The organism is Microbacterium sp. CFSPD4_SD4 (assembly GCF_057364585.1).
In genome coordinates this window covers 370,607-382,841 of sequence record NZ_JBNFOC010000002.1, presented here as the reverse complement: position 1 = coordinate 382,841, position 12,235 = coordinate 370,607, and the positions used below count along the sequence as shown (strand labels likewise).

The window sequence follows — 12,235 nt, the reverse complement described above, 5'->3', positions numbered from 1 at the left end:
CGGTGGTGAGCGCAAGGGGGAGACGGAGCACAGGTCCGTGTCGGAAGATGAGGGCATGACCGACGCGCCGCTGTCTTCCCGTCCCTGGCTCCGCTCCTATGCCGAGGGCGTGCCGGCCGACATCGACGAGCCGACGCAGACCCTGCCGCAGATGCTGGCCGCCAGCGTCCGGCGGTATGCGCGCCGCCCCGCCCTCGAGTTCTTCGGTGCCGTGACCACCTACCGGGAGCTCGGCGAGCAGATCGACCGCGCCGCGGAGGGACTCCGCCACCTCGGGGTCACGAAGGGCGACCGGGTGGCGCTGGTGCTGCCGAACTGCCCGCAGCACGTCGTCGCGTTCTACGCGGTCCTGCGCCTCGGCGCGATCGTCGTCGAGCACAACCCGCTCTACACCGCGCGGGAGCTGCGCCACCAGTTCGAGGACCACGGGGCCCGCGTCGCGATCGTGTGGGACAAGGTCGCCGACACCGTCGCGGGGTTCCCCGACGACCTCCGGGTCGGCCACATCGTGAGCGTCGACCTCACGGGGGCGATGCCCCTGTCGAAGCGCCTCCTGCTGCGACTCCCCGTCCCGAAGGCCCGGGCATCGCGGGCGAAGCTGACCGGCACGCCCCGCGCGCGGCACCTGACGCCGTGGAAGAAGCTCGTGTCGCACCGCCGGCTCCCCCGCCGCACCCCCGGGCCGTCGCTGGGCGACACCGCCGTCCTGCAGTACACGAGCGGGACGACCGGGGTCCCCAAGGGCGCCATCCTCACCCACGCGAATCTGCGGGCCAACGCGATGCAGGGGCGGGCCTGGGTGCCCGGACTCCGCGACGGCGAGGAGACTTTCTACGCCGTGCTTCCGCTCTTCCACGCCTACGGACTAACCCTGTGCCTCACGTTCGCGTTGAGCATCGGGGCGAAGGTGGTGCTGTTCCCGGCCTTCGATGTGAGCCTGGTCATGGACGCCGCCCGCACGAGCCCGCCGACCTTCCTCCCCGCCGTCCCGCCCATCTACGACCAGCTGGCCCGCGCGCCGCCCGCGGCACGGTGGACCTCTCGACGGTGCGGTTCGCGATCTCCGGGGCCATGAGCCTCCCCGTGGCGACGGTGCGACGCTGGGAGGAGGCCACCGGGGGACTGCTCGTCGAGGGGTACGGGATGACCGAGGCCTCCCCGGTCGCGCTCGGCAACCCGATGGGTCCGACGCGGCGTCCCGGCACCGTCGGCGTCCCGTTCCCGAGCACGGAGATCCGTGTCGTCGACCCCGACGACCCCGATGTCGACGTGCCCACGGGCGAGCCCGGTGAGCTGCTGCTGCGCGGACCGCAGGTCTTCCAGGGATACTGGGGGCGCCCCGGCGAGACGGCCGAGACCCTGTTGCCGGACGGCTGGCTCCGCACCGGCGACATCGCCGAGGTCTCTCCCGACGGGTTCGTCACCATCGTCGACCGCCGGAAGGAGCTCATCATCACCGGCGGCTTCAACGTCGCGCCCAGCGAGGTGGAAAGCGCGCTGGAAGCCCACCCGGACGTCGTCGCGGCCGCCGTCGTGGGGCTCCCTCGGGCGAGTGGCGGCGAGGAGGTCGCCGCGGCAGTGGTGCTCCGCGAGGGCGCGGCGGCGGACATGGACGGGCTCCGCGACTTCTGCCGCACCCACCTGACCGCCTACAAGGTGCCGCGCCGGATCACCGCCGTCGACGACCTCCCGCGGTCGCTCATCGGCAAAGTGCTGCGGCGCGAGGTGCGCGACCGGCTGCTCGCCGAGCGCGGGGCCTGACGCGCGGGCTCAGCGCCCTTCCGCGGCCTCGGTGTGGTGGCGGATGACCTCGGCCACGACGAAGTTGAACCACTTCTCCGCGAACTCCGGGTCGAGGTGGGCGTCCTCTGCGAGCGCGCGGAGCCGGGCGACCTGCTGCTCCTCGCGGTTCGGGTCGGACGGCGGCATCGCGTGCTCGGCCTTGAGGTGGCCCACCTGCTGCGTGGCGCGGAACCGCTCCGCGAGCAGGAAGATCAGCGCCGCGTCGATGTTGTCGATGCTCGCACGCAGCCGGAGCAGTTCGGCCTTCGGATCCTCAGCGGCAGTCATGCCCCTACTCTAGAGCCGCAGATCACCCGGCCTCCGACGAGGGGCACCGCTATCGTGTGCTCATGAGCAACGACCAGTCGCCGGCCTCCGCTCCGCACGACGGCCAGGGCGGTCCCGCCCCGGAAGCCGTCCCCGTCGATGCCGCGCTGGTCGGCGCTGCGGTGGAGGCGCCCGACGCCGCCGCGAAGCCGTCCCGCCCTGTGCTGATCGAGCCGACCACGCCGAACCGGTCGTTCTGGACGCGGATCGATCGGCCGTTCGTGTTCGGGTTCCTCGTGACGCTCGGCGGTCTCGGGGCGATCGTGATCGGCAGCGCGCTCTACAACCTCTCCACCGTCCTCATCTACATCGCGCTCGCCCTGTTCGCCGCGCTCGGTCTCGACCCGGCCGTCCGCTTCCTCGAGCGCCGCGGCATCTCCCGCGCGCTCTCCGTCGTGGTGACGATCCTCGCCCTCATCGTCGTCGTGGCCCTCGTCCTCTGGATGATCGTGCCCATCGTCGTCGATCAGATCGCCGGGTTCGTGAAGTCGGTCCCCGGCATGATCCAGGACTTCACGAAGTCCGACCTCTACGCCACCCTCAACAACCAGTTCGGTGACCAGTTCCAGGACCTCGTGTCGGAGGTGCAGAAGTTCCTCTCCGACTTCGGCAACCTCGCGACGATCGGCGGCGGGGCGCTCCAGGTGGGCGCGTCCATCGCGAGCGGGATCTCGGGCGCGATCGTGGTGCTCGTGCTGACGCTGTACTTCCTCGCGACCCTGCCGGCCATGCGCCAGGGGATGCTGCGTCTCGTCCCGGCCCGCGACCGCGACCGCGCCGGCGACATCTCCCAGCAGATCACCGATTCGGTCGGCGGCTACGTGATGGGGATGGTCGTCCTCGCGTTCTGCAACGCGACCCTCGCCCTCATCCTCTACACCGTGCTCGGCCTGCCGTTCCCGCCGCTCATGGCCGCGATCGCCTTCTGCGTCACACTCATCCCGCTCGTCGGCTCCGTGCTGTTCTGGATGATCGGCACCATCCTCGCGCTGTTCACGAACCCGATCGCCGCGCTGGTCTTCGCCGCGATCTACCTCGTCTACATGCAGATCGAGGCGTACGTGCTCACCCCCCGGGTCATGAACAAGGCGGTGGCCGTGCCGGGCTCGCTCGTCGTCATCGGCGCCCTCGCCGGCGGCACGCTCCTCGGTCTGCTCGGCGCCCTCGTGGCCGTGCCCGTCACCGCCTCGATCCTCATCATCGTCAAGCAGGTGGTCGTGCCGAAGCAGGACTCCCGCACCTGACCCCACCCCTGCACAACTTCGGAGATCCGAGGCGACACGCCGTGAGCCCAGGGTCCTCCGCGGCGTGTCGGGCGAGATCTCCGAAGCTGTGCACGCGGCGGTCGAGAACGACGAAGCGCCCGACCCCTGAGGGCCGGGCGCTTCGCGGGGAGACGACTCAGATGAGGTCGTTGTCCGTCAGCCACTGCTTCGCGATGTCCTCCGCCGACTTCTGGTCGACCGTGCTCTGCACGTTGAGGGCGACGAGCTCCTCGGCGGTCAGCTTGGCGCTGATGCCGTTGATGACGTCGGCGATCTCGTCGGCCACGTCGCTGGAAGCGATCGGGACCACGTTCGAGGCCAGGATGATGTTCTCTGGGTCTTCCAGCGCCACGATGTCCTCGGTCTGGAAGGCCGGGTCGGCCGAGTAGATGTCCGCGACCTGGATCTCGCCGGCAAGCAGCGACTCCAGCGTCGTGGGACCGGTGGCCGAGAACGCCAGGTCGACGCCGTAGACCTCCTTGGCCGCGGCGGGACCGTACGGACGCTGCTCGAACTCCGGAGCCGCGCCGATCGTGACCGGGGTGGTGACGTCCGCGAGGTCGGCGATCGAGGTGAGGTCGTTCTCCTCGGCGAAGCTCTTGAGCACCGTGTAGGTGTCCTGGTCGGAGGCCTCGGCGTAGTCGAGCGCGGTGAGGCCGTCCGGGAGCGCGTCCTTCAGGGCCGCGTAGACGTCGTCCGGGCTGGTGGCGGTCGCATCCTTGTCCAGGTACTCGAGCAGGTTGCCCGTGTACTCGGGGAACAGGTCGATCGCCCCGGACTCGACGTCCGGCATGTAGGCGTCGCGCTGGCCGATGCTGAACTGACGGTCGACGTCGAAGTCGGCGGCCTCGAGCGCCTGCGCGTAGATCTCGGCGATGATCTCGTTCGAGTAGTAGGCCTGCGAACCGATGACGATGGTGTCGCTGCCCCCACCGTCGCCGGCGTCGTCGGTGGGCGCGTCCAGCGGGTTGCTGTTGGCGCAGCCGGAGAGGGCGAGGGCGGCGGCGAGCGCGACGCCGCCGGCAAGGGCGAGGCGGGACTTTCGTGCAGTGAACATGGACTTCCTCTTCTCTGGGGGACGATGCTGTGGTTCAGGCGGGTGCGGCCGCGGGGGCGGTCGCCCGAGCGCGACGGCGTTGCGGACGGGTGCGCACACCGCGGGGCACCGCGGCGTGCTGGGCGAGCGCGAGCAGGAGGTCGACGAGGAGCGCGAGCACCGCGACGAGGATCGCGCCGCCGAGCACCTGGTCGAAGCGGCGGAGCGGGATGCCCTGGATGATCGGCCAGCCGAGGCCGCCGAGGTTCACGTAGGCCGCGATCGTCACCGTGGCGATGACCTGCAGCAGCGCCGAGCGGAGGCCGCCGACCAGCAGCGGCATGCCGAGCGGCACCTCGACCTTCCAGAACACCTGCCAGCCGGTCATCCCCATCGCCCGCGCCGCGTCGATGGTGCGGCGATCGACCGCCTCCAGGCCCGTGTAGGCGCCGGCCAGCAGGGACGGGATCGCCAGGACGACGAAGGTGATGATCGCCGCGAGGGGCGTGCGCAGCACCCCGAGCAGGAGCACCAGCAGCACCATGAGGCCGAAGGACGGGATCGCGCGGGCCGCTCCGGAGACGGCGACCGCGATCTCCCGCCCCTTCCCGGTGTGCCCGATGAGCCAGCCGAGCGGTACGGCGATCACCGCGGCGATCAGCACGGAGACCACCGTGTAGAAGACGTGCTGGCCGAACAGGACGGGGAGGGAGTACGTCCCGACCCAGCGGTCGGGAGAGAACAGCCAGGCGAAGGCCTCGGTGAACACGTTCATGCGGCCGTCCTCAACGTGATCGTCCGCCGCGCAGCGGCAGGGGTGGCCGCCGCCCGCGTCCACGGCATGAGGGCCCGCCCGAGGAGGACCAGCAGGAGATCGATGACCAGGGCGATGACGACGACGGCGACGATGCCGGTGAAGACCTCGGCGAGGATGCGGCGCTGGAGGCCGTTCGTGAACAGGTAGCCGAGGTTCGTGACGCCGACGAGGATGCCGACCGTCGCGAGCGAGATGGTGCTCACCGCCGCCACTCGGAGGCCCGCGAGGATGACCGGCCCGGCGAGCGGGAAGTCGACCGTCCAGAAGCGGCGGAACCCGCCGTAGCCCATCGCGACCGCCGACTGCCGGATCGCGGGGTCGACCGAGTCCAGGCCGTCGGACACCGCGCGGACGAGGATCGCGATCGCGTAGATCGTCAGGCCGATGACGAGGTTGGCCGGGCTGCGCGCCGGGTAGCCCGCCACCGACGGCAGCAGGATGAGGAGGGCGAGGGAGGGGATCGTGTAGAGCAGCCCGGTGAGGACGATGACCGGACCCTTCACAAGCTGATAGCGCCAGGCCACCCACCCCAGCGGGAGCGCCAGCACGAAACCGAGCACGATCGCGATCGCGCTCTGCTGCAGGTGCACCGCGGTGAGCTCGAGGATCAGCCCGAGGTTGTCGCCGACCCAGTTCACGGGGCCGCCTTCACCGTGTCGGCTCCGTCGACCACGCCCTCCGGCGCATCGACGATCGCCCCCTGCGTGCGGCCCTCGGAGTCGACGACCACGGTTCCCCGCGGGGTCTGCTTGAGGTGCAGCGCGCGGCGGCCGCGGTCGGCCCCGATGAAGGAGGAGACGAAGTCGTCGGCCGGGTTCTCGATGATCTCGCTGGGGCTGCCGACCTGCACGATCCGGGCGCCCTTGTCGAGGATGACGACCTGGTCGCCGAGGAGGAAGGCCTCGTCGATGTCGTGCGTGACGAACACGACCGTCTTGTCGAGCTCGTGCTGCAGCCGCAGGGTCTCCTGCTGGAGGTCGGCGCGGACGATGGGGTCGACCGCACCGAACGGCTCGTCCATGAGGAGGATATTCGGATCGGCGGCGAGCCCGCGGGCCACCCCGACACGCTGCTGCTGACCACCCGACAACTGACTCGGGTACCGGTCGGCGAGCGCCTGGTCGAGGCCGACGGTCGTGAGCAGCTCGCGAGCACGCTCGTGCGCCTGCGCGCGCTTCACTCCGTTCAGCCGCAGCACGGTGGCCACGTTGTCGATGACGGTGAAGTGCGGCATGAGCCCGGAGTTCTGCATCACATAGCCGATGCGCCGGCGCAGGGCGACCGGGTCGCCCGAGAGCACGCTCTCCCCGTCGATCTCGACCTCTCCCGACGTCGGCTCCACCATGCGGTTGATCATCCGCAGCAGGGTGGTCTTGCCGCAGCCGGACGAGCCGACGAACACGGTGGTCTTGCGGGAGGGCAGCACGAGGCTGAAGTCGTCTACGGCGAGCGTTCCGTCGGGGAAGCGCTTCGTGACGTTGCGGAACTCGATCATGAGGGTGTCTCTCCGACGGTCGTGCGGACGTGCGGTCGTGGGTCGTGTGGGACTAGGCCGAGACCTCGACGCCCGGGGCGAAGGCGACGTAGCCGGAGAAGTCCTTGCCGACCCGGTCGAACGCCGACGGGTACGGGTGCGGGTACGACCACGCGAGATCCTTGTGCAGCTCTCCGTCGACCTGGACGGAGTAGTACTGGCACTCGCCCTTCCACGGACAGGTGTACGGCGTGGGGCTCTCGACGAGGACGTCCGGCGCGACGGCTGCCGGCGGGAAGTACCAGTTCCCCTCGATGCGGATGAGGTCGTCCTGGTCGGCCTCGGCGATGACGTTTCCTGCGAGTACAGCCTTCATGGTCCTGCCTCCTCGGATGTGGGTTCGAGCGTATAAGACGGGTGCGACATCCGGCACGGGGTTGCGCGCGTGGTCGTCAATCTGGGACACAATGCGCGTTCTGTTCGTCACGCGACCGGGATCGGATTGCCCGGATCAGGCCGAGTCGCGGCCGTAGCCCTCCAGCAGCCGCAGCCAGATCTCGCTGATCGTGGGGTAGGAGGGCACGGCGTGCCAGAGTCGGGCGATCGGGACCTCGCCGACGATCGCGGTGGTCGCGGCCTGCACGAGCTCGGCGACCTCGGGGCCGACGAACGTGGCACCGATCACGACGTCGCGGTCGGAGTCGACGACCAGGCGCGCCTGCCCGGCGAAGCCGTCCTCGTACAGGCTCGCGCCCGCCACCCACCCGAGGTCGTAGTCGACGACGCGGACGGCGGTGCCGGCGTCCTTCGCTGCCGCCTCGGTGAGTCCGACGGACCCGACCTGCGGGATCGAGAAGGTGACCTGGGGCACCGCGGCGTGGTCGGCCGTGGCGACGTGACGGCCCCAGGGCGCGTCGTCCACCGCGTCGCCATTCGCCCGCGCGACGATGACGTCGCCCGCGGCGCGCGCCTGGTACTTGCCCTGGTGGGTCAGCAGCACGCGGCCGTTGACGTCGCCGACGGCGTACAGCCAGTCGTGCCCGGGGACGCGGAGGGTGTCGTCCGTCTCGATCCAGCGGCCCGGCTCGAGCCCGACCGCCTCGAGCCCGATGTCGGCGCTGCGGGGAGAGCGTCCGGTCGCGACAAGCACCTCCGCCGCGGTCACCGTCTCGCCGTTGTCGAGGGTGATCGTGACCCGCTCACCGTCGCGGTGCACCGCCGTCGTACCGGTGTCGGTGCGGACGTCGACGCCGAGCTCACGCAGGCCGTCGGCCACCCGCTCTCCGGCGAAGGGCTCCATCCCGCCCAGCAGCCCGCTGCGCGCCAGCAGCGTCACCGACGAGCCGAGCGCGGCGTACGCGGTGGCCATCTCGACCGCGACCACGCCGCCGCCGATGACCGCGAGACTGTCGGGCAGCTCCTCGGCGCTGGTCGCCTCGCGGCTCGTCCAGGGCGAGGCCTCCCGCAGACCCTCGATGGGCGGGATGACCGCATCCGAACCGGTGCTGATGGCGACCGCGTGGCGCGCGCGCAGCACCCGGGTGCCGCCGTCCTGGTCGGTCACCGTCACCTCGCGCTCGCCGGTCAGCCGGCCGTGCCCCCGGGCGAGGTCGATGTGTGCGGACTCCAGCCACTTCACCTGCCCGTCGTCGGACCAGTTGCTCGTGAAGGAGTCGCGACGCTCGAACACCGCGCGCACGTCGAGGGAGCCGGTCACGGCCTGCGCGGCGCCGGCGACGTGCTGCGCGGCACGGAGCGCCTGGGCCGAGCGGAGCAGCGCCTTCGACGGCATGCACGCCCAGTACGAGCACTCCCCGCCGACGAGCTCGCTCTCCACGATGATCGCTGTGAGACCACCCTGCACGGCACGGTCCGCCACGTTCTCCCCGACCGGACCACCGCCCAGCACGATGAGGTCGTATTCGTCGGTCTTGTCGGCAGCAGTCATGCTCGCCCCTCTCGTGGCCGCGGCGGTCCGTGGCCCAGTCTCGCTCATGAGGAACGTCGAGTCACGGGTGAGTTGTTCCCGTCCGCCGATATGCCCGTCCTTCCCGTTCGGTTCCCGGTTCCGATGTTCCGGGTGCACGACCTGGATGCACGACGTTCCTTCCTCCGACGTTTCGGATGCACGACGTTCCGGATGCACGACCTGGGGACGGATGCACGACCGGGACGGGGCGATCCGCCGGCAGCCGTGTCCTGGTCGTGCATCCGCAACAGGACCGACGGAGTCGACGGGACCGACGGAGTCGACGGGACAGACGGAGTCGACGGGACGGACGGTGCCGACGGGACCGTCCGGGACGGCCCTGGGGTCAGGCGACGACGGCGGGGCGCGCGGGACGCGTGTCGGCGAAGGCCCGGGGATAGGCGCGACGGAGGGCCACGACGATGAGGGTCGCCGCGGTCACCTTGATGAGGTCGCCCGGGAGGAAGGCCAGGGTCGAGAGGGCCGTGAGGTCGAGGGGAACGCCGGTGACGAGGGCCTGGACGGGGATGCCGAAGGCGTAGACGACGAACACACCGCCGACGAGGGCCGCGAGCGCGGTACGCCACCAGGTCGGGCGGCCGGTGCGCATCAGGAGTCCGATGACGACGACGCCCACGATCCAGCCGAGCAGGTACCCGGCCGTGGGGCCGACGAAGACCCCGAGACCTCCGCGTCCGCCCGCGAGGACGGGAAGACCGACCGCCGCGAGCACGAGGACGAGGGCGACCGACCACGGTGCGACCCGGGGGCCGAGGACGAGACCGGCCAGCATGACGGCGAGCGTCTGTCCGGTGATGGGCACCCCACCGGGCAGCAGGACGACGACCGTGCCGAGCACGATGATGAGCGCGGCGAAGACAGCGACGCGGCCGAGGGTCGCGGAGGTGTCGCGGGGGGTGGATGCCATCGGGTGTCCCTTCCTGAACGGTGTTCACCTGAACACCGTTCACCAGGGTAGGGGCGCCCGCACATCCCGCGCAAATCACTCCGCAGCGGGCTCCACACTCCTGGTCCGCGGGGCGAGGACGGCCGCCGCCGCACCGATCACCGCGGCGAGCGCGAACACTCCCGCGAACGCATCCACTCCGGCAATGGCCCCGAGCGTGACGAAGAGCGAGCCCGTGACGGCGAGGGCGAGCGCGCTTCCGAAGGAGTCGGCCACGGTCATCGCCCCGCTGTTGAACCCCTGCTCCGCCGGGGAGGACATCGCGAGGACGAGCGCACTGGATCGCGGGCTCATCAACCCCATGCCCGCACCCGCGACGACCCAGGCGAGGGCGGCGAGCAGCGGGGTGGCCTGCGTAACCGTGATCGCCAGGATCAAGGCGATCCCGATGACCACGAGGACCGTCCCCACCCGCACCGCGGTCACGCTCGACAGGCGCTCGCCCATCCGCCCCTGGACGGTCGCCGCCGCCGACCAGGCGAGCGCACCCCCGGTCAGCGCGAGCCCGGCGAGGGTCGGCGACAGCAGGTACCGATCGGTGAGCAGGTACGGCAGGTAGATCTGCGCCCCGAAGAACGCCGCCGCCCCGAGACCGCGCACCAGGATCACCGACGGCAGGCCCCGGCGGGCGATGAGCGCGCCCCGCGGAAGGAGCGGGCGCACCGCCGCGATCGCGATCACCACCGCGGCCGCCGACAGGAACGGCCCGGCGACCGGGACCTCGCCCACGAGGTCGAGGGCGAGCACGGCGGAGGCGGCGAGCACCGACCACCCCAGCCGTCCGAGAGCCCACGGCGTGGTGGCGTCTCCGCTGCGCGCGAGGCCGCGGAGGGCCGGGACGACCATCAGCAGCGCGAGCACGACGAGCACCACGACCCCGAGGAAGACCCAGTGCCAGCTCCATACCTCCGTGACCGCACCCGCGATCGTCGGACCGATCAGCGAGGGGATGACCCACGCGGCGGCGAACCCCGCGAAGATCGCCGGATGCAGGGACGTCGGGTACACCCGGGCGACCACGACGTAGAGAGCCACCATGAGTCCGCCGTTGCCGAGCCCCTGCGCGAAGCGTCCCGCGACGAGGACCTCCATGGTCGGCGCGAGCCCCGCGACGAGCAGTCCCACGGTGAACAGGGCGACGGACGCGTATAGCGGCGCCACGGGGCCCGCCGATCGGACCAGTTGCCGGCGACCACCATGCCGATCACGCTCGTCGCGAGCGGTCCGGCGAAGGCCAGCGCGTACAGCCGCTCGCCGTCGAGGTCGGCGCTGACCGCCGGCATCACCGTGGTGACCGCCAGCGATTCGAAGGCGCCGAGGAACACGAGGGCGCACGCGCCGATCGTGATCCAGACGTACTCGCCGCCGAGGATGCGGGACGGGGCGGGCGTGGACGGCGCGGTGCGCCCGGTCTCGGTCGTCATGAGGACGACGCTAGAACCTCAAGAATGGTTGAGGTCAAGTCCCGGATGGACGCAGGTCCGGAAGGGAGTCAGCGGAGCGGGAGGATGCTCGTCGGCGCGGGAGCCTGCGCCTCGTGCCGGACTCCGAGCGGTGCTCCCGTCCGCTCGTCGAGGTCGAGCAGCGTGACGGTGTCGGAGCGCTGACCGGCGACGAGGAGCTTGCCCTGGTAGACGAGGTGGTGTCGCGGCCAGTCGACTCCGGAGTCGGCGAGCGCGACCGGCTCCAGGGCCTCGCCGCTGCCGCGCACCCGCAGCGCCGCGATGGTGTTGCTGCCACGGAGGGCGGTGTAGAGGAACTGACCGTCCTTGGAGCGGGTGAGCTCGGCGGGGAAGTCCACGCCGACCTGCGCGATGGGGCTGGCCGGAGCCGAGGAGACGACGTCCCAGGTGCCGTCGGCGGCGGCCGCGAGCGTGAAGACCTCGCAGGAGTACTCGGTCACGACATGCAGGTGACCGCTCGGATGCACGACCATGTGGCGCGGACCGGTGCCGCGCGGAAGCACGACCTCCTGGTCGAGGACGAGCCCGGGGCCCTGCAGGCGCCAGAACCGGACGAGATCGAAGCCGAGGTCGGTCGTCGCCACGCGGCCGTCCGGCAGGAAGGCGGCGGCGTGCGCGTGAGATGCGCGGCCCGCGGCGCCGTAGGGGTCGACCGCCGCGATGCCGTCCCCGGCGGGCGTGGCGGGGGACGCATCCGGATCGCCGTCGCCGAAGAGGGCGGCACGCAGGGCTGCCGCCGCATCTTCCTTCGCCGGCACGAGACGACCATCCGCGGCGAGTCCGAAACGGACGACCCGCCCGTCGCCGTAGCAGCTGGCGACGAGCGTCTGGCCGTTCGGCGACACCGCGAGATGACAGACGCCGTCCCCCGTCGCCACCGGATCGCCGAGCGGCGTCAGCGCCAGCTCCCCGGTGCGCGCGAACGCCTGCACGGCGGCATCGCCTTCCAGCGCCGCATACACGACGTCGAGGGACGGATGCGCCGCCAGCCACGACGGCGACGGCGTCTGCGTCACGGGTCCGCGGTAGGCGAGCGTCGCGGCCTCCCGGCCCTCGTCGCCTGCCAGCACGCCGATCCCCTCGGCGGAGCCTTCCATCGCCGGGCCGTAGCCCCCGAGCCAGAACCGCGTCATGC

At 71.3% G+C, this 12,235-nt stretch carries 11 protein-coding genes and 1 pseudogene; 2 read left to right on the top strand and 10 right to left on the bottom strand.

All coding sequences use genetic code 11. The features are described 5' to 3' along the window. The first annotated feature begins 55 nt into the window (after positions 1-55). A pseudogene (locus AC2W7E_RS05895) lies at positions 56-1,761 on the top strand (long-chain-fatty-acid--CoA ligase). Between the two features lie 9 nt (positions 1,762-1,770). Here AC2W7E_RS05895 and AC2W7E_RS05890 read toward each other — a convergent pair. Next, a complete protein-coding gene (locus tag AC2W7E_RS05890; protein WP_025104206.1) occupies positions 1,771-2,070 on the bottom strand; it encodes a chorismate mutase in 300 nt (99 codons plus the stop codon). 62 nt (positions 2,071-2,132) lie between these two features. Here AC2W7E_RS05890 and AC2W7E_RS05885 point away from each other — a divergent pair, with 62 nt between their 5' ends. After that, on the top strand, positions 2,133-3,353 hold the full coding sequence (locus tag AC2W7E_RS05885; RefSeq protein ID WP_485988724.1) for an AI-2E family transporter: 1,221 nt from the start codon (positions 2,133-2,135) through the stop codon (positions 3,351-3,353). A 157-nt stretch (positions 3,354-3,510) separates the two neighbouring features. Here AC2W7E_RS05885 and AC2W7E_RS05880 read toward each other — a convergent pair whose 3' ends face one another. The 9 genes from AC2W7E_RS05880 to AC2W7E_RS05840 form a co-directional block, all read right to left on the bottom strand. Then, positions 3,511-4,431 (bottom strand): ABC transporter substrate-binding protein, encoded by a 921-nt coding sequence (locus tag AC2W7E_RS05880; RefSeq protein ID WP_025104208.1) that lies wholly within the window; start codon positions 4,429-4,431, stop codon positions 3,511-3,513. A gap of 34 nt (positions 4,432-4,465) precedes the next feature. After that, on the bottom strand, positions 4,466-5,185 hold the full coding sequence (locus AC2W7E_RS05875; protein WP_025104209.1) for an ABC transporter permease: 720 nt from the start codon (positions 5,183-5,185) through the stop codon (positions 4,466-4,468). Continuing rightward, positions 5,182-5,865: an ABC transporter permease gene (locus tag AC2W7E_RS05870; protein WP_025104210.1), complete on the bottom strand. Its 684-nt coding sequence runs from the start codon at positions 5,863-5,865 to the stop codon at positions 5,182-5,184. The genes AC2W7E_RS05875 and AC2W7E_RS05870 overlap by 4 nt, the downstream gene beginning before the upstream one ends. Continuing rightward, positions 5,862-6,722 carry an ABC transporter ATP-binding protein gene (locus AC2W7E_RS05865; RefSeq protein ID WP_025104211.1) on the bottom strand — a complete coding sequence of 287 codons (861 nt, stop codon included), beginning with the start codon at positions 6,720-6,722 and terminating at the stop codon, positions 5,862-5,864. The genes AC2W7E_RS05870 and AC2W7E_RS05865 overlap by 4 nt, the downstream gene beginning before the upstream one ends. 52 nt (positions 6,723-6,774) lie before the next feature. Beyond that, positions 6,775-7,077, bottom strand: a complete 303-nt coding sequence (locus AC2W7E_RS05860) for a DUF427 domain-containing protein (protein ID WP_085604301.1) — start codon at positions 7,075-7,077, stop codon at positions 6,775-6,777. Between the two features lie 135 nt (positions 7,078-7,212). Further along, positions 7,213-8,649 (bottom strand): dihydrolipoyl dehydrogenase family protein, encoded by a 1,437-nt coding sequence (locus tag AC2W7E_RS05855; RefSeq protein ID WP_485988723.1) that lies wholly within the window; start codon positions 8,647-8,649, stop codon positions 7,213-7,215. A 367-nt stretch (positions 8,650-9,016) separates the two neighbouring features. Next, on the bottom strand, positions 9,017-9,598 hold the full coding sequence (locus AC2W7E_RS05850) for a biotin transporter BioY (RefSeq protein ID WP_485988722.1): 582 nt from the start codon (positions 9,596-9,598) through the stop codon (positions 9,017-9,019). A gap of 75 nt (positions 9,599-9,673) precedes the next feature. Then, complete coding sequence (locus AC2W7E_RS05845) at positions 9,674-10,798, bottom strand: MFS transporter (protein WP_485988721.1); 1,125 nt, start codon at positions 10,796-10,798, stop codon at positions 9,674-9,676. Positions 10,799-11,129: 331 nt separating this feature from the next. Next, positions 11,130-12,233 carry a lactonase family protein gene (locus tag AC2W7E_RS05840; protein WP_485988720.1) on the bottom strand — a complete coding sequence of 368 codons (1,104 nt, stop codon included), beginning with the start codon at positions 12,231-12,233 and terminating at the stop codon, positions 11,130-11,132. Positions 12,234-12,235 lie beyond the last annotated feature (2 nt).